The sequence below is a fragment of the Pseudomonas sp. GL93 genome, from assembly GCF_003408955.1.
GTDB classification, from domain to species: domain Bacteria; phylum Pseudomonadota; class Gammaproteobacteria; order Pseudomonadales; family Pseudomonadaceae; genus Aquipseudomonas; species Aquipseudomonas paracarnis.
On sequence record NZ_NKRF01000119.1, the window covers coordinates 31,165 to 54,002 of the forward strand.

Here is a 22,838-nt window from a genome sequence, read left to right on the forward strand (position 1 = left end):
ACGGCGCCCCAACCGAGTGCGCTAGACGCCTCGGCTGGGCTTTTTTGGTGCGCCATTTGCACCGAAAAAACCCTCCAAACAGGCACTTTTGTGTCAAAACTTTCATAATTGCGACATTCCTGTACGTTCGTACCACTGTTTACCGCTCGTAACCGCTCTGCATCTTGCATTGGGTATGGCGCCTGCATAAGTATCCGCAGGCCGACTCACGAGGTCGCCCTCACCACCAAAAATGACAACAAATCATGAGGCCAACATGCTTAAACACGCAGTCCTTCCGTTATTAGTGAGCGCTGGCCTTATGGCCGCAGCCCCCGTAGCCCTTGCGGCAACTAACCTGGTGTTTTGCTCCGAAGGGAGCCCGGCCGGTTTCGATCCAGGCCAGTACACCACCGGAACAGACTTCGATGCCTCGGCCGAAACCATGTTCAACCGCCTGAGCCAGTTCGAACGTGGCGGCACCGCCGTCGTTCCTGGCCTGGCCACCAGCTGGGACGTGTCCCCGGATGGCCTGACGTATACCTTCCACCTTCGCGAAGGCGTCAAGTTCCACACCACCCCGTACTTCAAGCCTACTCGTGAATTCTCGGCTGACGACGTACTGTTCACCTTCAACCGGATGATCAATAAAGACGATCCATTCCGTAAGGCCTACCCCACCGAGTTCCCGTACTTCACAGACATGGGGATGGACACCAACATCAAGAACATCGAGAAAATCGACGACCACACCGTCAAGTTCACCCTTGGCACCGTGGACGCCGCGTTCATCCAGAACCTGGCCATGAGCTTCGCCTCGATCCAGTCGGCCGAATATGCCGCGCAATTGTTGAAGGAAGGCAAGCCTGCCGACATCAACCAGAAGCCGGTCGGCACTGGCCCGTTCGTGTTCAAGAGCTACCAGAAAGACTCGAACATTCGCTACACCGGCAACAAGGACTACTGGAAACCTGAAGACGTGAAGATCGATAACCTGATCTTCGCTATCACCACTGACCCGTCGGTGCGTATCCAGAAGCTCAAGAAAAACGAATGCCAGATCACCTTGTTCCCACGTCCGGCCGACCTCAAGGCGCTGGGTGAGGACAAGGACCTGAAACTGCCGCACCAGGCCGGTTTCAACCTGGGCTACATCGCCTATAACGTCATGCCAGTACTCAAGGGCCAGACCGCTGCGAACCCGCTGGCTGACCTGCGCGTCCGTGAAGCCCTGGACATGTCGGTGAACAAGCAGCAGATCATCGACTCCGTGTACCAGGGTGCCGGCCAACTGGCGGTCAACGCCATGCCGCCGACCCAGTGGTCCTATGACACCACCATCAAGGATGCCAAGTACGATCCTGCCAAGGCCAAGGAATTGCTCAAGGCCGCTGGCGTCAAGGAAGGCACCGAGATCACCCTGTGGGCCATGCCGGTTCAGCGCCCCTACAACCCCAACGCCAAGTTGATGGCCGAGATGCTGCAGAACGACTGGAAACAGATCGGCCTGAAGGTCAACATCGTCAGCTACGAGTGGGGCGAGTACATCAAGCGCTCCAAAGGCGGCGAGAACCAGGCCATGATCATTGGCTGGAGCGGCGACAATGGTGACCCGGACAACTGGCTGAACGTGCTGTTCGGCTGCGACTCGCTGTCGGGCAACAACTTCTCCAAATGGTGCGACAAGAAATTCGACGGCATCGTTAAAGAAGCCAAGGCCACATCGGATGTCGCCAAACGCACCGAGCTGTATAAGCAGGCGCAACATATCCTCAAAGATGCAGTCCCGATGACACCTATCGCGCACTCGACGGTGTATCAACCCATGCGTAATACCGTGCAGGACTTCAAGATCAGCCCGTTTGGCTTGAACTCCTTCTACGGCGTTAGCGTCAGCGGCAAGTAAGGATCAATAACGGCGACGTTTCATAACGTCGCCGTTATTCCATCCGCCTGGACCTTAGGAAACAGACTACGTTTGCAAGCGTTGCCGTCTTACAGCAATGAACTGCGACCCGTGCCTCCGTTGCCTACAAGGTCAGTCAGAATTGACGCATTTACTGCAAGGTCAACGCCCCATAAGGTCGTAGGACAGCAGAGGCATCACTCTGGGAAGGGCACTTGCTGTGTGTGGGATCAGTGATGTCTGCCTGGCTGCACGCCAGCAGGCAGGCTCGCTGTTCATAACTACAAACAAGGACCGGGATAGCCATGCGCCATACCACCGTTGTATCCGCTCTGTTTGCCACCAGTTTGCTGGCCATGGCCACGATGGGCCAAGCCGCCGAGAAAAAGAGCCTGGTGTTCTGCTCCGAAGGCAGCCCGGCAGGTTTTGACACTGCGCAATACACCACCGCCACCGACAACGATGCGGCGGAGCCTTTGTATAACCGTTTGGTGGAGTTCGAAAAAGGCGCCACCGACGTCGTCCCTGGGCTGGCAACCAAGTGGGATATTTCCCCAGATGGCCTGACCTACACCTTCCACCTGCGTGAAGGGGTGAAGTTCCACAGCAACAAGGAATTCAAGCCGACGCGAGACTTCAACGCCGACGACGTTCTGTTCACCTTCAACCGCATGCTTGACCCCGAGCACCCGTTTCGTAAGGCCTACCCCACCGAGTTTCCGTACTTCAACGGGATGAGCCTGAACAAGAACATCGCCAAGGTCGAGAAAACCGGCCCCTACACCGTGGTGATGACGCTGAACACGGTCGACGCCGCGTTCGTGCAGAACATCGCCATGAGCTTTGCCGCGATCCTTTCGGCGGAATACGCCGAGCAGTTGCTCAAGCAAGGCCGGCCCAGCGACATCAACCAGAAGCCGATCGGCACTGGCCCGTTCGTGTTCCAGCGTTACCAGAAAGACTCGCAGATCCGCTATGTGGGCAACAAACAGTACTGGGACCCGAGCCGCGTCAAGCTGGACCAACTGATCTTCGCCATCAACACCGACGCCTCGGTACGCGTGCAGAAGCTCAAGGCCGGCGAATGCCAGGTGACCCTGCATCCACGCCCCGCCGACGTCGAAGCCCTCAAGACCGACCCGAACCTGCAACTGCTGACCAAGCCGGGCTTCAACCTCGGCTATATCTCCTACAACGTGCGCCACAAGCCGTTCGATCAGCTTGAAGTACGCCAGGCGCTGGACATGGCGGTGAACAAGCAGAGCATCCTCAATGCCGTGTACCAGGGCGCCGGGCAACTGGCAGTCAACGCCATGCCACCCACGCAATGGTCCTACGACGACAGCATCAAGGACGCCGCCTACGACCCGGAAAAAGCCAAGCAATTGCTCAAGGCCGCTGGCGTCAAGGAAGGCACCGAGATCACCCTGTGGGCCATGCCAGTGCAACGCCCGTACAACCCCAACGCCAAGCTGATGGCCGAGATGTTGCAGAACGACTGGGCCAAGATCGGCCTCAAGGTCAAGATCGTCAGCTATGAATGGGGCGAGTACATTAAGCGCACCAAGAACGGTGAGCACGATGTCAGCCTGATCGGCTGGACCGGCGACAACGGTGACCCGGACAACTGGCTCGGCACCCTCTACAGCTGCGACGCCATCGGCGGGAACAACTACTCCATGTGGTGCGACCCGGCGTACGACAAGCTGATCAAGCAAGCCAAGGTCGTGACCGACCGTGAACAAAGGACTGTTCTGTACAAACAGGCGCAGCAACTGCTCAAGCAACAGGTGCCGATCACGCCCATCGCCCACTCGACGGTCAACCAGCCGTTAAGCGCCAAAGTCGAAGGTTTCAAGGTAAGCCCCTTCGGCCGCAACGTGTTCTCGGGCGTCAGCCTCAACCCATAAGAAAATAACCGGATAGCGGGGAGCGAAATGCGCTCCCCGGCAAACGTGCAGGCTTTTGTTGGGAAATTTCCTACGCCAAACGTTTGCAATAGCTTGAACGAGTTCCACACCCAATAGCCGGATCACCCAAAAAGACCGGCATTAAAAAGAGAACCAAAGGAGCTTCACCCATGAAACTGAGCAGCAAAGCGCTTCTGGCCTTGGCCATCAGCAGCATCACGGCCACCGCCTACGCTGAAACGCAAAGCCAGGACTTCGTTCCTACCACCCTGGCCGGCACCAGCGCCCAAAGCGAAGCCAAAGGCTTTATCGAAGATTTCAGCCTGGGCGGCACTACGCGTAACTGGTACTCCCATGAAAGCAAATACCGTGGGGGCACCTTCGCGTACAAGAAACACGGCCAGACCCTGACCGATCGCAACCGTACCAACTGGGTGCAGGGCACCATCCTCAACGCCAGCTCGGGTTTCACCCAGGGCACTGTCGGCGTCAAGACCGAAGTGGCGGTTTACAACGCTCTGGTACTGGACCGCAGCAAGCGTGATATCAAAGGTGGCTCCAACCGTACCCTGGCCGACTCCAACGGCGACGCTGTCGACCAGTGGAGCAAACTGGGCCTGGCCAACGTGCAATTCCGTGTGTCCAACACCACACTGACCGCCGGTCGCCAGAACTTCAGCAGCGGCATCGTCGACACCATCGGCAACCGTGCTCTGCCTTCGAGCTTCCAGGGTGTGAGCTTCAACAGCGAAGAGTTCAGCAACCTGTCGTTCCAGGGCGGCGTGTTCGACCGCGTTTCGCCACGTAGCGAGCAGAGCCTGTCGAAATTCCGTAGCGAATACGGCAATGGCGCAGAAACCGACAAAGTGTCGACCCTGGGTGTGAACTACCAGCCGCTGAAAAGCCTGAAGACCAGCTTCTTCGCCGCTAACGTGAAGGACTTCTGGAACCAGTACTACTTCGGCGCCACCCACGAGCTGGGCGACGCGCAGCAGTTGGGCCTGACCACCGGCTTCAACTACTACAAGACCGTCGATGAAGGCAAAAAAGAGATGGGGGAAATCGACAACGATACCTTCTCCCTCTCCCTGGGCCTGACTCACCAGGCACACAGCCTGACCTTCGGCTACCAGCAAGTGAACGGTAACGAGTACTTCGACTACCTGCACGAAACCAACGGCATCTACCTGGCCAACTCCCTGACGTCTGACTTCAACGGCCCGAACGAGAAATCCTTCCAGATCGCCTATGCCATCAACATGGCTGAATACGGCGTACCCGGCCTTAAGTTCAACGCCTACTCGGCACGCGGCTGGGGCATCGACGGTACCCACTACACCGGCAACAATGGCCGGGCCAAGTTTGCCTATGACGGCATTCAGTCCCAGGACGGCGAGAAGCACCAGGAATACGGTGTAGGCGCCTCTTACGCGCTGCAGAGCGGCCCGCTCAAAGCCACCACCGTGCGCGCAACCTATGTTGAGCACCGTGGCAGCGAGTTCCAGTCCGACGGCAGCATCAAAGAGTTCCGTCTGGTCACCACCATCCCGTTCAACATCCTTTAATTAGCGCCAGGCAGACGGCGGGCTCAGGACGAGCTCGCCGTCTACGCTTTTATGGCTCCATCGATTGCAGAGGGCTCTGAATGAAAATGCTCCCACTACAAGCCGCCATGGCCGCTGCGCTGTTGAGCGTGGCGATCGGCGTTTCGGCCAAACCGCTGGTGGTCTGCACCGAAGCCAGCCCGGAAGGCTTCGACCCGGTCCTGTACACCACCGCCGTGACCGCTGACGCCGCCGCTGAAACCATGTTCAACCGCCTGGTGGACTTCAAGCCCGGCACCACAGAAGTGGTCCCTGCCCTGGCCAAAGACCTGCCGGAAATCAGCGCCGATGGCCTGACCTACACCTTCCACCTGCGTGACGACATCAAGTTCCACACCACCGACTATTTCAAACCCACGCGCAACTTGAACGCCGATGATGTGCTTTGGAGCTTCCAGCGCCAGCTGGACCCGAATCATCCGTGGCATAAAAAATCCCTCGTGGGCTACCCGTACTTCGAAAGCATGGGGTTCAAGGAACTGCTCAAGAGCGTAGAGAAAACCGACGATCATACCGTCGTCTTTACCTTGACCCGTCCTGAGGCTCCATTCTTGGCTGACCTGGGCATGGCGTTCTCTTCAATCCATTCGAAGGAATACGCCGACCAGTTGCTCAAATCCGGCAAGACCGAAGACCTCAACGCCAAGCCCATCGGCACTGGCCCGTTCATCTTCACCCGTTATCAGAAAGACGCCCAGGCACGCTTCAAGGCTAACCCCGACTACTTCCGCGGCAAACCGGCGGTCGATCCGCTGATTCTGGCAATCACCGTCGATAACAACGTGCGGCTGCAGAAGCTCAAGGCCAACGAATGTCAGATCGCGTTGTTCCCCAAGCCGGATGACATTCCAAGCATCAAGAAAGACCCGAACCTGAAGGTCGATGAACTGGCGGCGATGACCACCAGCTACACCGCATTGAACACCACTCGCAAATACATGAGCGATGCCCGGGTACGTCACGCGATCAACATCGCGTTCGACAAGGCCGGCTATACCGAAGCGCTGTTCGGCAAAGGCAATGCAGTCGTGGGCACCGGCCCGTATCCGCCGACATTGCTGGGTTTCAGTGAAAAGCTGAAAAACCCTGCGCGCGACCTGGACAAGGCCCGTGCCCTGCTCAAGGAAGCCGGCGTGCCGGAAGGCACCGAATTCACCCTGTTCACCCGTAACGGCGGCGGCCCGACCAACCCCAACCCGATGCTTGGCGCCCAGCGTATGCAAGCAGACCTGGCCCAGATTGGCTTGAAGATCAATATCAAGGTCATGGAATGGGGCGAGATGCTCAAGCGTGCCAAAAATGGCGAGCACGACATGGTTTCGGCAGGCTGGGTCGGTGATAACGGCGACCCGGATAACTTCCTCACCCCGAACCTGAGTTGCGATGCAGCCAAAAACGGCGAAAACTACGCCCGCTGGTGTAACAAAGAGTTTCAGGACTTGATCGACAAAGCCCGTGCAATCGCGGAACCGGCCGAACGGGCCGCGCTCTATGAACAAGCACAGGATGTGTTCGAGAAAGACCAACCCTGGCTTCCCATGGCTTACCCGAAACTGTTCACCGCCCTGCGCAAGAACGTAGAAGGCTTCACCCAAAGCCCTCTGGGTACAAATAACTTCGCCACCACCCAGGTGAAGTAATAAGAAAAACGCTCGGCACCGTCGACATTGACGGTGCCGGACCTGCCTAACCGGCTGATTGAGGTACACACCAAGATGTTTAGTTTTATTGCCCGCCGACTGGGGTTATTGATCCCCACGTTCTTCGGCATCACGTTGCTGACCTTTGCGTTGATTCGCATGATTCCAGGCGACCCCGTAGAAGTCATGATGGGCGAGCGACGGGTTGACCCCGAAATGCACGCACAGGCAATGGAGCGCCTTGGCCTTAACAAGCCGCTGTATGCGCAATACCTGGACTATGTCGGCAAGCTCGCCCAGGGCGACCTTGGCGAATCACTGCGCACCCGCACCAGCGTGTGGACCGAGTTCACCGCCCTCTTCCCCGCGACCCTGGAGCTGTCCATGGCCGCGCTGTTGTTCGCCGGTATCCTGGGCCTGCTGGCCGGGGTGATCGCGGCACTCAAGCGAGGATCCCTGTTCGACCATGGGGTGATGGGCATCTCCCTCGCGGGCTATTCGATGCCGATCTTCTGGTGGGGCCTGATCCTGATCATGTTCTTCTCGGTAAGCCTGGGCTGGACCCCGGTCTCCGGGCGTATCGACCTGCTGTATGACATCGAGCCGCGCACCGGCTTCATGCTGATCGACACCCTGCTGGCTGACGAGCCGGACGCGTTCTGGGATGCGTTGCACCACCTGATCCTGCCAGCTATCGTGCTGGGTACCATCCCGCTGGCGGTAATCGCACGGATGACCCGCTCCTCAATGCTTGAAGTACTGCGTGAAGACTACATCCGCACCGCCAAGGCCAAGGGCCTGTCGCCGGCCCGCGTGGTGTTCGTGCACGGCCTGCGTAACGCGCTGATCCCGGTGCTCACCGTGGTCGGCCTGCAAGTCGGCACGCTGCTGGCCGGTGCGGTACTGACCGAAACCATCTTCTCGTGGCCCGGCATCGGCAAATGGCTGATCGAAGCCATTGGCGCGCGGGACTACCCGGTGGTGCAAAACGGCATTCTGCTGATCGCCTGCCTGGTGATCCTGGTGAACTTCGTGGTGGATATCCTCTACGGCTTCGCCAACCCACGCATCCGTCACCAGCGCTGAGATCATGACCATGACCACACCTACTCAAGTGTCAGCAGTCGATCAGAGCCTGCTGTACCCGTCCCCGTACAAAGAATTCTGGCAAGCCTTCTCCAAGAACAAAGGCGCGGTTGCCGGCCTGTTGTTCATGTTGCTGATCGTGTTCTGCGCGATCTTCGCCCCGTGGGTTGCACCGCATAACCCCAGCGAGCAATACCGCGACTTCCTGCTGACCCCGCCGGCGTGGCTGGAAGGCGGGCAGATGCAGTTCCTGCTGGGCACCGACGAACTGGGCCGTGACTTGCTCTCGCGCCTGATCCAGGGCTCGCGCCTGTCGCTGCTGATCGGCTTGTCGTCGGTGGTGATGTCGCTGATCCCAGGCATCCTGCTGGGGCTGTTCGCCGGGTTCTTCCCGCGCTTGCTCGGCCCGACCATCATGCGCCTGATGGACATCATGCTGGCCCTGCCATCGCTGCTGCTGGCCGTGGCGATTGTCGCCATCCTCGGCCCTGGCCTGATCAACACCGTGATCGCCATCGCCATCGTGTCGCTGCCGTCTTATGTGCGCCTGACGCGAGCCGCCGTGATGGGCGAACTGAACCGCGACTACGTGACCGCCGCCCGCCTCGCCGGTGCCGGCCTGCCACGCCTGATGTTCATCACCGTGCTGCCTAACTGCATGGCACCGCTGATCGTACAGGCAACCTTGAGCTTTTCCTCGGCGATTCTCGATGCCGCGGCCCTGGGCTTCCTTGGCCTTGGCGTACAACCGCCAACCCCTGAGTGGGGCACCATGCTGGCATCGGCCCGCGACTACATCGAACGCGCCTGGTGGGTCGTGAGCCTGCCTGGCTTGACCATTTTGCTCAGCGTGCTGGCAATCAACTTGATGGGTGACGGCCTGCGCGATGCGCTGGACCCGAAACTCAAGAACGCCGCCTGAGGAGATTCCCATGTCACTGTTAGAAATCAAGAATCTCAACGTGCGCTTCGGCGACAAGACCGCCGTGCCGGTGGTCGATGGCCTCGACATTTCCGTCGACAAGGGCGAAGTACTGGCAATCGTTGGCGAGTCGGGCTCGGGTAAATCCGTGACCATGATGGCGCTGATGGGCCTGATCGAGCATCCCGGTATCGTGACCGCCGATGCGCTGAACTTCGACGGCAAAGACATGCTCAAGCTGAGCAACCGCCAGCGCCGCCAGATCGTCGGCAAAGACCTGGCGATGGTGTTCCAGGACCCGATGACCGCGTTGAACCCCAGCTACACCGTGGGTTTCCAGATCGAAGAAGTGCTGCGCCTGCATCTGAAAATGTCCGGCAAACAAGCGCGCAAACGCGCCATCGAGCTGCTGGAAAAGGTCGAGATCCCAGGCGCTGCCAGCCGTATGGATGCCTACCCGCACCAATTGTCCGGCGGTATGAGCCAACGCGTGGCAATCGCCATGGCGATTGCCGGCGAGCCCAAGCTGCTGATCGCCGATGAACCGACCACTGCGTTGGACGTGACCATCCAGGCGCAGATCATGGAGCTGCTGCTGGCCCTGCAAAAAGAACAGAACATGGGCCTGGTGCTGATCACTCACGACCTCGCGGTAGTGGCTGAAACCGCCCAGCGCGTGTGCGTGATGTACGCCGGCCAAGCGGTGGAAGTCGGCCAGGTGCCACAGTTGTTCGACATTCCGGCACACCCGTACAGCGAAGCGTTGCTCAAGGCGATTCCCGAGCACAGCCTTGGTGCTACGCGCCTGGCCACCCTGCCAGGTATCGTTCCGGGCCGGTATGACCGTCCGCAGGGTTGCCTGCTGTCGCCGCGCTGCCCGTATGTGCAGGACGCCTGCCGCGCCCAGCGGCCGGGCCTTGATCCGAAAAGCAACAGCCTTGCCCGCTGCTTCTACCCGCTGAACCAGGAGGTGGCGTAATGGCCGTCGTACTTACCGCCCGCGACCTCACCCGTCACTACGAAGTGTCCCGTGGCCTGTTCAAGGGCCACGCCACCGTGCGTGCCCTCAATGGCGTGTCCTTTGAACTGGAAGCTGGCAAGACCCTCGCCGTAGTGGGCGAGTCGGGCTGTGGCAAATCCACCCTGGCCCGCGCCCTGACGCTGATTGAAGAGCCCTCGTCGGGCTCGTTGAAAATCGCCGGGCAGGAAGTGGCCGGCGCCGACAAGGCCCAGCGCAAGCAATTGCGCAAAGACGTGCAGATGGTGTTCCAGAGCCCCTACGCCTCGTTGAACCCACGCCAGAAAGTCGGCGATCAACTGGCGGAGCCGTTGCTGATCAACACCAACCTGTCGGCCGCTGAGCGCCGCGAGAAAGTGCAGGCAATGATGAAGCAAGTGGGCCTGCGCCCTGAGCATTACCAGCGCTACCCGCACATGTTCTCCGGCGGCCAACGCCAGCGCATCGCGCTGGCTCGGGCGATGATGCTGCAACCCAAAGTGCTGGTGGCGGATGAACCGACCTCGGCGCTGGACGTGTCGATCCAGGCCCAGGTGCTCAACCTGTTCATGGATTTGCAGCAGGAATTCAACACTGCCTACGTGTTCATTTCCCACAACCTGGCGGTGGTGCAGCACGTGGCAGACGATGTGATGGTGATGTACCTCGGCCGCCCGGTTGAGGTGGGCCCCAAGGCAGACATCTACGCCCGTCCTTTGCACCCTTACACCCAGGCGCTGCTGTCGGCCACCCCGACCATTCACCCGGACCCGAGCAAGCCGAAGATCAAGATCGTCGGCGAACTGCCCAACCCACTGAACCCGCCGCCTGGCTGCGCCTTCCACAAGCGCTGCCCGTATGCGACGGCGCGTTGCAGCACTGAGGAGCCGCTGTTGCGGCCGCTGGATAACCGGCAGGTGGCTTGCCACTACGCGGAGCAATTCGTGGCCTGAAGCAACATTGTTTCCCTCTGTGGGAGCGGGCTTGCTCGCGAATGCGTGGGTTCAGCTACAGATGGGTTGCTGACCCACCGTCTTCGCGAGCAAGCCCGCTCCCACAGGGGTAATGCGTGATATCGAGTTCCATCGCCCTTCCCGCCAGATTGCGCATCAGTCTGGCCGGAGGGGCTTTTTTTTGCGCGGCTGTAACAAAAAACATACCGTTTGAACCCATGCCAAAAGCCCTGAAAATATTGAGCCAGACCGTTTTGAAAAGTGTATAGATTGTAAATGCAATTTACTTCTGTTTGAGAATCAATACCATTACGGCGCACGGAGAGCGCTGGCTGCACGAAAACCATTCAGACGCCTCTCGTTCAATCGCCCCCCCTAAAGGACTTTGTGGACATGTCGTCTCAATTCAGGCTCAGCCATCTCTCGCTAGCGTTTATCGCTACCCTTTCGTCCCCCGCGCTGCTGGCGCAGAGTGTGGAAAAAGAACGCGACAAAGTGCCGATCCAAGCGACAGACCTGCCTGTGGATGGCACGCCCCAAGCCCTGGTGCTGGGCGAAACGCGTGTACTGGGCACCGCCGCCGAAGAACTCAAGCAGGCGCCCGGCGTATCGATCATCACCGCCGAAGACATCAAGAAACGTCCACCCACCAACGACCTGTCGGAGATCATCCGCCGCGAGCCGGGTGTGAACCTGACTGGCAACAGTTCCAGCGGCAGCCGTGGCAACAACCGCCAGATCGACCTGCGCGGCATGGGCCCGGAAAACACCCTGATCCTGATCGATGGCAAGCCGTCCACCTCCCGCAACTCGGTGCGTTATGGCTGGAGTGGTGACCGTGATACCCGTGGCGAAACCAACTGGGTACCGGCCGAAGAAGTCGAACGCATTGAAATCCTGCGCGGCCCGGCCGCCGCCCGCTATGGCTCCGGCGCCATGGGCGGGGTGATCAACATCATCACCAAACGCCCCACCGACCAACTGCACGGCTCGCTGACCGCCTATACCGCCTTCCCCGAAAACGATGCCGAAGGCGCGAGCAAGCGCACCAACTTCAACCTCAGCGGCCCGTTGACCGACACCCTGGCGTTCCGCGTCTATGGCGGCCTGAACAAGACCGATGCCGATGACGCCGACATCAACCGCTCAGCGCAGGCGACCCCAGACTCGCTGGTAGCCGGCCGTGAAGGCGTGCGCAATAAAGACGTGAACGGCTTGCTGAGCTGGCAGTTCACCCCTGAGCAAACCCTCGACTTGGAGGCCAGCTACAGCCGCCAGGGCAATATTTTCGCCGGTGACACCATGCTCAACGGCGGTGGTGCTTTCGTTGAAAGCCTGGTGGGCAAAGAAACCAGTGTGATTCAACGCAGCAGCTTTTCTGCCACTCATCGCGGCGAATTCGACTGGGGGTCGACCCTGGCCTCGTTAACCCACGACCTGACCCGCAACGAACGTATCAACGAAGGCCTGGCCGGTTCCGGCGAGGGCGCACCTTCGGCCAGCGCGGGCCGTTTCGAGTCGCGCTTGCGCAACACCCGGGCCACGGCCGAGGTCAACCTGCCCCTGAGCGTCGGTGCCGAGCAGGTGCTGACCCTGGGCAGCGAATACCTCTACGAGTCGATGAACGACCCAGGCTCGTTGCGCCCGCAAAGCTATGACCCAGGCACCGGCGGCGTCCCCGCCATTCCGGGCGTCAGCCGCAACAGCACCAAGACCACCGCCTCAAGCTACGCCTTGTTTGCCGAGGACAACATCGAGTTGGGCAGCAAGACCGTGATCACGCCTGGCTTGCGCTTCGACGATCATGAGGAATACGGCGGCAACTGGAGCCCCAGCTTCAACGCCTCGCACCAGTTGACCGATGAACTGAGCATCAAGGGCGGCATCGCCCGCGCCTACAAAACCCCGAACCTGTACCAGTCCAACCCGAACTATTTGCTGTACAGCCGTGGCAATGGCTGCAACGCCAGCGAAGCCAACATGGGCGGTTGCTACCTGGTGGGCAACCGGGACCTGAAGCCGGAAATCAGCGTCAACAAGGAAATCGGCCTGGCCTTCGACAAGGGCACCTGGCGCACCAGTGCGACGTACTTCCGTAATGACTACAAGAACAAGATCAACGCCAGTAACGAGGCGGCGTTCCGCCTGGGCAACGGCCGCCGCGTGCTGGAGTGGGAAAACAGCGGCCCCGCCCTGGTCCAGGGGGTTGAAGGCAACCTGTTCGTCAGCCTGCGCGATGATCTGGACTTGAACACCAACCTGACCTACATGATTGACTCCAAGGACAAAGACACCGGCGAGCCGTTGAGCATCATCCCCAAGTACACCGTCAACACCACGCTGGACTGGCAAGCTACGGACAAGCTGTCCTTCCAGGTCAGCGGCACCTATTACGGTAAGCAGGAGGCGCCGACGCTCAACTCACGCAGCGCCAACAGCTATGACCGCAGCGCCCAGCAGGATGTCGACCCGTACGGGTTGATGGGCCTGAGCAGTGGTTATGAGTTCAGCAAAAACTTGAGCGTGCGTGTCGGTATCAACAACCTGCTGGACAAGCGCCTGTCGCGCAAAGGCAATGCCGAGGATGCGGGCGCGCAGACTTACAATGAGCCGGGCCGTGCTTACTTCGCGTCGGTGACCACTTCGTTCTGAAGAAAAGGGCGGCCAATAAAAATGCCTTGGAGGTCCCATCCAAGGCATCGATTGTTTGAAACGCTTTCCCTTGGCGAGCCTAGGTCTGGCTATCGCCTTCTTCTGCGTCGTCGCTGTCAGGCTCGTCGGTGGTCGAGTCGTCATCGTCTTCGCTGCCACCCTGGCCTTTATCGCCTGGCTCCGCTTCGGACTTGGCCAACTGCAAGTCCGCAGCCTGGCCACTCGTCGCCACCGCGGCGCTCTGCACCGGGTTATGCGCCCAGGCCGTCGACATCCCCAACGACAACAGCACCAGCACCTTCATCAACAGCACTACGCGTTGAACAATACTCATGGTCGATTCCGTCCAGTCAGTAAATGGGCCCCGCACGGCAGTCATTAACTGCCACCAGCGTTTACGCTAGTCGCGATGCCGGATTACCGCCAATCTCCAGCCTTTTGGAGATCAAAATGTGGGAGGGGGCTTGCCCCCGATTGCGGAGTATCAGAGCCCAATACATTGGCTGACACACCGCTATCGGGGGCCAAGCCCCCTCCCACATTCTATGAACCGCTCAGACCTTAGTGATGTTCGCGCGTCGCGCGGAATTTCACATCCGGCCAGCGCTCTTCCATCAGCGCCAGGTTCACCCGCGTCGGTGCCAGGTAGGTCAGGTGACCACCGCCGTCGATCGCCAGGTTTTCCACGGCCTTGTTGGAGAACTCTTCCAACTTCTTCTTATCGCTGCAATCAATCCAACGCGCCGAATACACGGTGATCGGCTCGTAGGAGCACTCCACCTTGTATTCCTCTTTCAGGCGGCTGGCGACCACGTCGAACTGCAGCACACCCACGGCGCCGAGGATGATGTCGTTGCTGCGCTCGGGGAAGAACACCTGGGTGGCGCCCTCTTCGGCCAATTGCTGCAAGCCTTGGCGCAGTTGCTTGGACTTGAGCGGGTCACGCAGGCGCACGCGGCGGAACAGTTCCGGGGCGAAGTGCGGGATGCCGGTGAAGCCCAGGGCTTCGCCTTCGGTGAAGGTGTCGCCGATCTGGATGGTGCCATGGTTGTGCAGGCCGATGATGTCGCCTGCAAACGCCTCTTCCAGCTGTTCACGCTCGGAGGAGAAGAACGTCAGGGCGTCGCCGATGCGTACGTCCTTGCCGGTGCGCACGTGGCGCATCTTCATGCCTTTTTCGTACTTGCCGGAGCAGATGCGCATAAAGGCGATACGGTCGCGGTGTTTCGGGTCCATGTTCGCCTGGATCTTGAACACGAAGCCGGTGAATTTCTCTTCCACCGGTTCCACGGTGCGCTCGTTGGCGACGCGGGCCAGGGGTTTTGGCGCCCAGTCCACGACGGCGTCGAGCACGTGGTCGACACCGAAGTTGCCGAGCGCGGTACCGAAGAACACCGGCGTCAGTTGACCGTCGAGGAATTCCTGCTGGTTGAACTCATGGCAGGCGCCCTGCACCAGTTCCAGCTGGTCGACGAAACGATCGTACTCGTCGCCCAGGTGGGCACGGGCTTCGTCGGAGTCGAGCTTCTCGATGATCTTGGTTTCGGTGCGTTCATGACCGTGGCCAGCGGTGTAGACAATGATGTAATCGTCGGCCAGGTGGTACACGCCCTTGAAGTCGCGGTAGCAACCAATCGGCCAGGTGATCGGCGCGGCCTTGATCTTCAGGACGGCTTCGATTTCATCCAGCAGCTCGATGGGGTCGCGGATATCGCGGTCGAGTTTGTTGATGAAACTGACAATCGGCGTGTCACGCAGACGGCACACGTCCATCAGCGCGATGGTGCGTGGTTCGACGCCTTTACCGCCGTCGAGGACCATCAGCGCCGAGTCCACCGCGGTGAGAGTACGGTAGGTATCTTCGGAGAAGTCTTCGTGCCCCGGGGTATCGAGCAGGTTGATCATGTGCTCGCGATACGGGAACTGCATGACCGACGTGGTAATGGAAATACCCCGTTGTTTTTCCATTTCCATCCAGTCGGAGGTGGCATGGCGGTCGGATTTGCGCGATTTCACCGTGCCGGCTACCGCGATCGCCTTGCCCATCAGCAACAGCTTTTCGGTGATGGTGGTTTTACCGGCATCGGGGTGGGAAATAATGGCGAAAGTGCGGCGTTTCGCGACTTCGGCGGCCTGGTGGGTCATGGGAAATCGCCTGGCAGGTGAGTCAAAAAAGGGCGGCGAGTATAGCGCAAACGCGAGGGTACGGACCACCGTTGAGCCCATTGGGGGTGGCTAAATGCGCCCAAGTGTGGAACCTTTTAAAAGGTCGAGACGTCCACTCCCCTGCTACCGCACTCGGAACAGGGGCTGAAATATCAGCAAGTTAGCCTGACGAGGCTGCGCTCATGGCTTGATCGCATACTGCATTGCCAGTATCGGCGAGCCGCTTTTCGCGAACCTATTCGCCGACAGCCAGGAATGGCATTGCCGCCGGAGAATGTGTTCGCCGACAAAAGAAAAAAAGGAGTCCGCCTGTGGCTATTCGCTATGGCAAAGGGCTGATAGGAGGCGCGGTTGTCGTCGCGCTCCTGGCCCTGCTGGTCCACTGGATCGGCATCAACACGATCGAACTGTACCGCGACGATTTGTTGTTTTACCTGCAAGCTCATCTGATTCTCGTCCTAGTCTCCATGCTGGCAGCCCTGATTGTGGGCATCCCCGCCGGTATCCTGCTCAGTCGACCCAACATGGTCGGGCGCGCAGAACGTTTCATGCAGATCTTCAACATCGGCAACACCGTCCCTCCCCTGGCCGTACTGGCCATCGCCCTCGGCGTCCTCGGCATCGGCAGCGGCCCGGCCATCTTCGCGCTGTTCCTCGCCTCGCTCCTGCCCATTGTGCGCAACACCTACGAGGGCCTGAAAAACGTTCAGGGCTCCCTGAAAGAAGCTGCCACCGGCATCGGCATGACCCCACGCCAGGTGCTGTTTCGTGTGGAACTGCCCAACGCCGTGCCGATCATCATCGGTGGCGTGCGCGTGGCCCTGGCGATCAACGTCGGTACCGCACCGCTGGCCTTCCTGATTGGCGCCAACAGCCTCGGCAGCCTGATCTTCCCCGGCATCGCCCTGAACAACCAGCCGCAACTGTTGCTCGGCGCCGCCTGCACCGCGCTGCTGGCATTGCTGCTTGATGGCCTGGTGACCATGGCCAGCCGCCTCTGGCTGGAACGCGGGTTACGCCCGTCTTAAGCCCGGTAAAGGAATTCACATGAAAAAACTGAGCTTGATATTAGGCTGCGTCCTGCTGCTTGCAGGTATTGCGCAAGCCGCCGAAAAACCCGTGATCCGCATCGGCGCCCGGGTGTTCACCGAGCAGACCCTGCTCGCCGAAATCACCTCCCAATACCTGCGCACCAAGGGCTACGACGCCCGTGTGACCGGCGGCCTGGGCAGCAACCTGGCACGCAGTGCCCAGGAAAGTGGGCAATTGGATCTGATCTGGGAATACACCGGCGTGTCCCTGGTGGCCTACAACCATATCGACGAGAAACTCGACAGCGAGCAGTCCTACGCTCGGGTCAAAGAACTCGATGCGAAAAAAGGCCTGGTTTGGCTATCGCCGTCGCGCTTCAGCAACACCTATGCCCTGGCACTGCCGGAGAAAGTCGCCCAGGAACATCCCGAGATCAACAGCATCAGCGACCTCACCAAAGCCATGGCCGAAGACACCAAGGAACACCGCCTGGTCGCCCTGGACACCGAGTTCGCCAACCGCTCCGATGGCCTGGCCGGCATGGTCAAGCTGTACGACATGAACCTGACGCGCAAAAACACCCGGCAGATGGACGCAGGCCTGGTCTACACCGCGCTGCGTAACGGCCAGGTGTTCGCCGGTTTGGTCTACACCACTGACGGTCGTCTCAATGCCTTTAAATTGAAGCTTCTGGCAGACGACAAACACTACTTCCCCGACTACACCGCAGCCCCGGTGATCCGCCAGCAATACCTCGACCAGCACCCGCAGCTGGCCGCCGAACTCAAGCCTTTGGCCAACCTGTTCGACGATGAAACCATGCGTCAGCTCAATGCACGGGTCGACGTCGACCATGAAAGCCCCTCCGCCGTTGCCGCCGATTTCCTGCGCCAACATCCAATCAACTAAAAAGGAGAAGACATGGAATTTTTGAACGCCTTTTCCCATCTTGATTGGGCCCAAGTCCTGCACTTGACCTGGCAGCACATCACCCTGGTCGGCATCGCCGTGATCCTGGCGATTTTTATTGGCGTGCCCCTGGGCATTCTGATGACACGCTTCCCGACCCTCGCAGGCCCCTTGCAAGCCAGCGCCACAGTGTTGCTGACCGTGCCCTCCATTGCGCTGTTCGGCCTGCTGCTGCCGTTCTACTCCAAGTTCGGTCAGGGCCTGGGGCCAATGCCGGCGATCACCGCCGTGTTCCTCTACTCCCTGCTGCCGATCATGCGTAACCCCTATCTTGCGCTGACCGGCGTAGAGCCAGGCATTCGCGAAGCCGCACGTGGCATCGGCATGACCTTCGGCCAGCGCCTGCGCATGGTCGAACTGCCGATTGCCGTGCCGGTGATTCTCGCTGGCGTGCGCACCGCCGTGGTGATGAATATCGGTGTAATGACCATCGCCGCCACCATCGGTGCCGGTGGCCTGGGTGTACTTATTCTGGCTTCCATCAGCCGCAGCGACATGTCGATGCTGATCGTCGGCGCCGTGCTGGTCAGTCTCCTGGCCATCTTCGCCGACCTGCTTCTGCAATGGCTGCAACGCTCGCTGACTCCAAAAGGATTGCTCAAATGATCGAACTTCAAAACCTGTCCAAGACTTTTCAAAGCAACGGCAAGACCGTCACCGCCGTCAACGATGTAAGCCTGACCGTCAACGAAGGCGAGATTTGCGTATTCCTGGGGCCCTCGGGCTGCGGCAAGAGCACCACGCTGAAGATGATCAATCGCCTGATCAAACCCACCTCGGGCAAGATCCTGATCAACGGCGAAGACACCACCGACCTTGACGAGGTGACCCTGCGTCGCAACATCGGCTACGTGATCCAGCAGATCGGCCTGTTCCCCAACATGACCATCGAAGAGAACATCGTAGTGGTGCCCAAGCTGCTCGGCTGGGACAAGCAAAAATGCCATGACCGCGCCCGCGAGTTGATGAGCATGATCAAGCTGGAGCCCAAGCAGTACCTGCATCGCTACCCGCGTGAATTGTCGGGTGGGCAGCAACAGCGCATCGGTGTGATCCGTGCCCTGGCGGCCGACGCGCCGTTGCTGCTGATGGATGAGCCGTTCGGCGCGGTCGACCCGATCAACCGCGAGATGATCCAGAACGAGTTCTTCGAGATGCAGCGCGCGCTGAACAAGACCGTGATCATGGTCAGCCACGACATCGACGAAGCCATCAAGCTAGGTGACAAGATCGCCATCTTCCGCGCCGGTAAACTGCTGCAGATCGACCACCCGGACACGCTGCTGGCGCACCCGGCCGACGAGTTCGTCAGCAACTTCGTGGGCCAGGACAGCACCCTCAAGCGCCTGCTGCTGGTGAAAGCCGAAGACGCAGCGGACAACGCCCCGTCGGTGAGCCCGGAAACCCCCGTGGCCGATGCCCTGGAGCTGATGGACGAGCACGACCGCCGCTATGTGGTGGTCACCTGCGCCGAGAACAAGGCGCTGGGTTATGTACGTCGTCGCGACCTGCATCGCCAGGCCGGCACCTGCGGCCAGTACCTGCGCGAGTTCAACGCCACGGCGGCGTATGACGAGCATTTGCGCATCCTGCTGTCGCGCATGTACGAGTTCAACCGCTCGTGGCTGCCGGTGATGGATGCGGAGCGGGTGTTCCTTGGGGAAGTGACTCAGGAATCGATTGCCGAATACCTGAGCTCCGGTAAGTCCCGTGGAGGCAAGACCAGTATTGTATCTCCGGCCGAAACTGCTTTGGCCTGATAGATCGCTATCGCAGGCGAGCCAGCTCCCACAGGGGAATGCATTCCAGCATAAGAATGCAGTTCAAATGTGGGAGCTGGCTTGCCTGCGATGAATACACCGCAAATCCATCTGATTAGCCCCATCCGGGGAACATCAATCCGTCACACCGGTCGGTTACATAAGTAGCTGCACGCGGCCGCGCGACGAACGCGTGCAAAAACGCGACATTTTTAGTTGATCCCACGCCCGCCAAGCCCTAAAGTTCGCGCCGAACGTCCATGCTGGAAACGATCCATCCGGCTCAAGTACTGACGACGAGACAGCAAGGCCAAGGGCAGCTTACCCCGTGGCCTTTTTGCTTTCGGCGACATGCCTTGGGAAGTAGGCGAACCAAAGTGGGGATACGGAGGACGTTCATTTGCACCCATTGCTAATTTCAGTTTGCCCTTAGGAGTTCCCAGCATGTCGATCAACGTCGAAGATTATTTCGCGCGCGCCACTTTTGACAAAATGAAGGCGTTCGCCGACAAGCAAGAAACCCCATTCGTGGTGATCGACACCGCGATGATCAGCCAGGCCTACGATGACCTGCGCGCCGGTTTCGAATTCGCCAAGGTGTATTACGCCGTCAAGGCCAACCCGGCCGTGGAGATCATCGACCTGTTGAAAGACAAGGGTTCGAGCTTCGACATCGCCTCGATCTACGAGCTGGACAAGGTCATGGACCGCGGCGTCAGCGCCGACCGTATCAGCTACGGCAACACCATCAAGAAATCCAAGGACATCCGCTACTTTTACGAGAAGGGCGTGCGCCTGTTCTCCACCGACTCCGAAGCCGACCTGCGCAACATCGCCAAGGCCGCGCCGGGTTCGAAAGTGTATGTGCGTATCCTCACCGAAGGCTCGACCACTGCCGACTGGCCGTTGTCGCGCAAATTCGGCTGCCAGACCGACATGGCCATGGACCTGCTGATCCTCGCCCGCGACCTGGGCCTGGTGCCTTACGGCATCTCGTTCCACGTCGGTTCGCAACAGCGCGACATCAGCGTATGGGACGCGGCGATCGCCAAGGTCAAAGTGATCTTCGAGCGCCTGAAGGAAGAAGACGGCATCGAGCTGAAGCTGATCAACATGGGCGGCGGCTTCCCGGCCAACTACATCACCCGCACCAACAGCCTGGAAACCTACGCCGAAGAAATCATCCGTTTCCTCAAGGAAGACTTCGGTGACGACCTGCCGGAAATCATCCTGGAACCTGGCCGTTCGCTGATCGCCAACGCCGGCATCCTGGTCAGCGAAGTGGTGCTGGTAGCGCGCAAGTCCCGTACCGCCGTCGAGCGCTGGGTGTACACGGATGTGGGCAAGTTCTCCGGCCTGATCGAAACCATGGACGAAGCCATCAAGTTCCCGATCTGGACCGAGAAAAAAGGCGAGATGGAAGAAGTGGTCATCGCCGGCCCGACCTGCGACAGCGCCGACATCATGTACGAAAACTACAAGTACGGCCTGCCTCTGAACCTGGCCATTGGTGATCGTCTGTACTGGTTGTCTACCGGTGCCTACACCACCAGCTACAGCGCGGTTGAGTTCAACGGGTTCCCGCCGTTGAAGTCGTTTTATGTTTAAGAGCAGCGGTATGTTTTAAGCGACAAGCTGCAAGAAGAAGCCCATGACTTGTCATGGGTTTTTTTATGGCTCAGGAAAAGGCCGCGGCTCGTTGTTGATAGGCCTCAGCCATGGCGCGAATTCGCGGATCATCCGCCTGCGCCAGCGCCTTGTGCGCCGTTCGCAGAAACTTGAGATTCCCGCCCTCCAGCGCCTTGTGCAACCACTCCAGCGCCGCGTCGATCTGGCCGCTGTCGGCCAGCACCGCCGCATGGCTGAACTGCCCGCGGAAATCCCCAGCTTGGGCTGAACGGCGATACCACTCGACAGCCGCCTCAAGGTCCCTGGGGCAATGCTGCCCGTCTTCCAGGTAACGCCCGAGCAGGTTCATCGACTTGGCGTGGCCCTGCTCGGCGGCCTGGCGATACAGCGCCAGTGCTTGCGCCTGGTCTTCAATAACGCCACGGCCGGTAGCCAAGAGGTTGGCGTAGTTGTACTGCCCCCAATCCAACCCGGCGTGTGCCGCCAGGCGATATTCCCGCGCTGCGGCGGCTTCATCGACAGCGCAGCCCCAGCCATGCTCCCGGCAACGCCCGATCATATTGCGCGCCATCAGGTGCCCGCCCTGCGCGGCAATCTGGAACCAGCGCAGTGCCAGGGCCTCATCACGTGCGATGCCACGCCCTTGCAGCAAGATTTGACCGAGCAGGGCCTGGGCATCGACCACCCCTGCCTTGGCGGCGATCAGGATGGCCTGGGCGGCGCGCACCGGGGAGTCATCGAGCATGCTCTGCAATTGTTCGACGTTGAGCACTTCTTCGCGGCGCAATAAAAAACCCATGCTCAGACCTCAACCCAGCGGCGCAACAGGTTGTGGTAGGTGCCGGTGAGCTGGATCAGCGCAGGGTGGTCGGGCACGTCGCGGGTCAGTTGCTGGATCGCGCCGTCCATTTCGAACAGCAAGGTGCGTTGGCTGTCTTCGCGCACCAGGCTTTGGGTCCAGAAGAACGAGGCATAGCGCGCGCCACGGGTCACCGCGTTGACCTTGTGCAGGCTGGAGCCGGGGTACAGCACCATGTCGCCGGCGGGTAGCTTGACCCGCTGCAGGCCGAACGTGTCCTGGATCTCCAGCTCCCCACCGTCGTAGTCGTCGGGGTCGCTGAAGAACAACGTGGACGAAAGGTCGGTGCGCACGCGCTCATGGCTGCCTTTGGGTTGGCGCACCGCGTTGTCGATATGAAAGTCGAAACTGCCGCCAGCGGTGTAGCAGTTGAGCAGTGGCGGGAAGACTTTATGCGGCAGCGCGGCCGACATGAACAGCGGGTTGCTCCACAACCGTTCCAGCATCGCCGCGCCGATTTCCTTGGCCAGGGGGTGGCCTTCGGGTAATTGCAGGTTGTGCTTGGCCTTGGCCGACTGGTGCCCGGCGGTGATTTTGCCGTCAGCCCATTCGGTCTCTTCCAGGGCCTGGCGAATGCGCAGCACCTCCTCGCGAGAGAACAGGCCGGGAATGTGCAGCAACATGGGGGCAATACCTGCGATCAGAGAGGCGTCAATGGTATTGATTCTTATCCTCTCTGTAAAACGCAGGGACGAACGAGAGCGCAAAATCCGTAACAAAAAAGTGTAAAGAATGTAAATTTGATGCGAATAGCAATATCTCGCAATTGATACA

18 protein-coding genes are annotated in these 22,838 nt (G+C 59.7%); 14 read left to right on the top strand and 4 right to left on the bottom strand.

Annotation, left to right across the window (positions count from 1 at the left end; all coding sequences use genetic code 11):
* The first annotated feature begins 256 nt into the window (after nt 1–256).
* The 9 genes from CER19_RS24885 to CER19_RS24925 all read left to right on the top strand — a co-directional run bounded on the left by CER19_RS24885 (nt 257) and on the right by CER19_RS24925 (nt 13,649).
* Nucleotides 257–1,885, top strand: coding sequence for an ABC transporter substrate-binding protein (locus CER19_RS24885; protein WP_034126282.1), 1,629 nt, complete (start codon nt 257–259; stop codon nt 1,883–1,885).
* 356 nt (nt 1,886–2,241) lie between these two features.
* Entirely contained in the window at nt 2,242–3,795 is a 1,554-nt protein-coding gene (locus tag CER19_RS24890; RefSeq protein ID WP_371921562.1) for an ABC transporter substrate-binding protein, read from the top strand.
* A 170-nt stretch (nt 3,796–3,965) separates the two neighbouring features.
* A complete protein-coding gene (locus tag CER19_RS24895) occupies nt 3,966–5,360 on the top strand; it encodes an OprD family outer membrane porin (protein ID WP_116668349.1) in 1,395 nt (464 codons plus the stop codon).
* A gap of 80 nt (nt 5,361–5,440) precedes the next feature.
* The gene (locus CER19_RS24900; protein ID WP_116668350.1) at nt 5,441–7,039 is read left to right on the top strand and encodes an ABC transporter substrate-binding protein; all 1,599 of its coding nucleotides are present in this window, start codon (nt 5,441–5,443) and stop codon (nt 7,037–7,039) included.
* Nucleotides 7,040–7,114: 75 nt separating this feature from the next.
* On the top strand, nt 7,115–8,125 hold the full coding sequence (locus CER19_RS24905; RefSeq protein WP_003171721.1) for an ABC transporter permease subunit: 1,011 nt from the start codon (nt 7,115–7,117) through the stop codon (nt 8,123–8,125).
* 10 nt (nt 8,126–8,135) lie between these two features.
* Nucleotides 8,136–9,047 carry an ABC transporter permease subunit gene (locus CER19_RS24910; RefSeq protein ID WP_003188486.1) on the top strand — a complete coding sequence of 304 codons (912 nt, stop codon included), beginning with the start codon at nt 8,136–8,138 and terminating at the stop codon, nt 9,045–9,047.
* A gap of 10 nt (nt 9,048–9,057) precedes the next feature.
* Nucleotides 9,058–10,026 carry an ABC transporter ATP-binding protein gene (locus CER19_RS24915; RefSeq protein ID WP_003188485.1) on the top strand — a complete coding sequence of 323 codons (969 nt, stop codon included), beginning with the start codon at nt 9,058–9,060 and terminating at the stop codon, nt 10,024–10,026.
* Nucleotides 10,026–10,997 carry a peptide ABC transporter ATP-binding protein gene (locus tag CER19_RS24920; RefSeq protein WP_116668351.1) on the top strand — a complete coding sequence of 324 codons (972 nt, stop codon included), beginning with the start codon at nt 10,026–10,028 and terminating at the stop codon, nt 10,995–10,997. Before CER19_RS24915 ends, CER19_RS24920 begins: the two co-directional genes overlap by 1 nt.
* 393 nt (nt 10,998–11,390) lie before the next feature.
* Nucleotides 11,391–13,649, top strand: a complete 2,259-nt coding sequence (locus tag CER19_RS24925) for a TonB-dependent siderophore receptor (protein WP_116668352.1) — start codon at nt 11,391–11,393, stop codon at nt 13,647–13,649.
* Between the two features lie 79 nt (nt 13,650–13,728).
* Here CER19_RS24925 and CER19_RS24930 read toward each other — a convergent pair whose 3' ends face one another.
* Together CER19_RS24930 and CER19_RS24935 are read right to left on the bottom strand one after the other, a co-directional pair.
* Nucleotides 13,729–13,983, bottom strand: coding sequence for a hypothetical protein (locus CER19_RS24930; protein WP_116668353.1), 255 nt, complete (start codon nt 13,981–13,983; stop codon nt 13,729–13,731).
* 227 nt (nt 13,984–14,210) lie between these two features.
* Nucleotides 14,211–15,794 (bottom strand): peptide chain release factor 3, encoded by a 1,584-nt coding sequence (locus CER19_RS24935; protein ID WP_003188476.1) that lies wholly within the window; start codon nt 15,792–15,794, stop codon nt 14,211–14,213.
* Nucleotides 15,795–16,126: 332 nt separating this feature from the next.
* Here CER19_RS24935 and CER19_RS24940 point away from each other — a divergent pair, with 332 nt between their 5' ends.
* From CER19_RS24940 to CER19_RS24960, 5 genes are all read left to right on the top strand, one after another.
* Entirely contained in the window at nt 16,127–16,843 is a 717-nt protein-coding gene (locus tag CER19_RS24940) for an ABC transporter permease (RefSeq protein ID WP_004372306.1), read from the top strand.
* A 19-nt stretch (nt 16,844–16,862) separates the two neighbouring features.
* Nucleotides 16,863–17,756: a glycine betaine ABC transporter substrate-binding protein gene (locus CER19_RS24945; RefSeq protein ID WP_116668354.1), complete on the top strand. Its 894-nt coding sequence runs from the start codon at nt 16,863–16,865 to the stop codon at nt 17,754–17,756.
* 12 nt (nt 17,757–17,768) lie between these two features.
* Complete coding sequence (locus tag CER19_RS24950; RefSeq protein WP_116668355.1) at nt 17,769–18,422, top strand: ABC transporter permease; 654 nt, start codon at nt 17,769–17,771, stop codon at nt 18,420–18,422.
* On the top strand, nt 18,419–19,576 hold the full coding sequence (locus CER19_RS24955) for a betaine/proline/choline family ABC transporter ATP-binding protein (protein WP_003188471.1): 1,158 nt from the start codon (nt 18,419–18,421) through the stop codon (nt 19,574–19,576). The genes CER19_RS24950 and CER19_RS24955 overlap by 4 nt, the downstream gene beginning before the upstream one ends.
* Before the next feature lie 444 nt (nt 19,577–20,020).
* Entirely contained in the window at nt 20,021–21,184 is a 1,164-nt protein-coding gene (locus tag CER19_RS24960; RefSeq protein WP_003188470.1) for a type III PLP-dependent enzyme, read from the top strand.
* 70 nt (nt 21,185–21,254) lie between these two features.
* Here CER19_RS24960 and CER19_RS24965 read toward each other — a convergent pair whose 3' ends face one another.
* Both CER19_RS24965 and CER19_RS24970 read right to left on the bottom strand, forming a co-directional pair.
* Nucleotides 21,255–22,004, bottom strand: a complete 750-nt coding sequence (locus CER19_RS24965) for a tetratricopeptide repeat protein (RefSeq protein WP_116668356.1) — start codon at nt 22,002–22,004, stop codon at nt 21,255–21,257.
* A 2-nt stretch (nt 22,005–22,006) separates the two neighbouring features.
* A complete protein-coding gene (locus tag CER19_RS24970) occupies nt 22,007–22,687 on the bottom strand; it encodes a Fe2+-dependent dioxygenase (protein WP_003188464.1) in 681 nt (226 codons plus the stop codon).
* Between the last annotated feature and the right edge of the window lie 151 nt (nt 22,688–22,838).

Excerpts from the sequence above, each read along its gene's own strand:
- CER19_RS24905 (WP_003171721.1), top strand. The coding sequence starts at position 7,115 with ATGTTTAGTTTTATTGCCCGCCGACTGGGGTTATTGATCCCCACGTTC.
- CER19_RS24950 (WP_116668355.1), top strand. The coding sequence starts at position 17,769 with ATGGAATTTTTGAACGCCTTTTCCCATCTTGATTGGGCCCAAGTCCTG.
- CER19_RS24945 (WP_116668354.1), top strand. The coding sequence starts at position 16,863 with ATGAAAAAACTGAGCTTGATATTAGGCTGCGTCCTGCTGCTTGCAGGT.
- CER19_RS24970 (WP_003188464.1), bottom strand. The coding sequence starts at position 22,687 with ATGTTGCTGCACATTCCCGGCCTGTTCTCTCGCGAGGAGGTGCTGCGC.
- CER19_RS24915 (WP_003188485.1), top strand. The coding sequence starts at position 9,058 with ATGTCACTGTTAGAAATCAAGAATCTCAACGTGCGCTTCGGCGACAAG.
- CER19_RS24960 (WP_003188470.1), top strand. The coding sequence starts at position 20,021 with ATGTCGATCAACGTCGAAGATTATTTCGCGCGCGCCACTTTTGACAAA.
- CER19_RS24920 (WP_116668351.1), top strand. The coding sequence starts at position 10,026 with ATGGCCGTCGTACTTACCGCCCGCGACCTCACCCGTCACTACGAAGTG.
- CER19_RS24955 (WP_003188471.1), top strand. The coding sequence starts at position 18,419 with ATGATCGAACTTCAAAACCTGTCCAAGACTTTTCAAAGCAACGGCAAG.
- CER19_RS24910 (WP_003188486.1), top strand. The coding sequence starts at position 8,136 with ATGACCACACCTACTCAAGTGTCAGCAGTCGATCAGAGCCTGCTGTAC.
- CER19_RS24900 (WP_116668350.1), top strand. The coding sequence starts at position 5,441 with ATGAAAATGCTCCCACTACAAGCCGCCATGGCCGCTGCGCTGTTGAGC.
- CER19_RS24935 (WP_003188476.1), bottom strand. The coding sequence starts at position 15,794 with ATGACCCACCAGGCCGCCGAAGTCGCGAAACGCCGCACTTTCGCCATT.
- CER19_RS24925 (WP_116668352.1), top strand. The coding sequence starts at position 11,391 with ATGTCGTCTCAATTCAGGCTCAGCCATCTCTCGCTAGCGTTTATCGCT.
- CER19_RS24895 (WP_116668349.1), top strand. The coding sequence starts at position 3,966 with ATGAAACTGAGCAGCAAAGCGCTTCTGGCCTTGGCCATCAGCAGCATC.
- CER19_RS24890 (WP_371921562.1), top strand. The coding sequence starts at position 2,242 with ATGGCCACGATGGGCCAAGCCGCCGAGAAAAAGAGCCTGGTGTTCTGC.
- CER19_RS24930 (WP_116668353.1), bottom strand. The coding sequence starts at position 13,983 with ATGAGTATTGTTCAACGCGTAGTGCTGTTGATGAAGGTGCTGGTGCTG.
- CER19_RS24965 (WP_116668356.1), bottom strand. The coding sequence starts at position 22,004 with ATGGGTTTTTTATTGCGCCGCGAAGAAGTGCTCAACGTCGAACAATTG.
- CER19_RS24885 (WP_034126282.1), top strand. The coding sequence starts at position 257 with ATGCTTAAACACGCAGTCCTTCCGTTATTAGTGAGCGCTGGCCTTATG.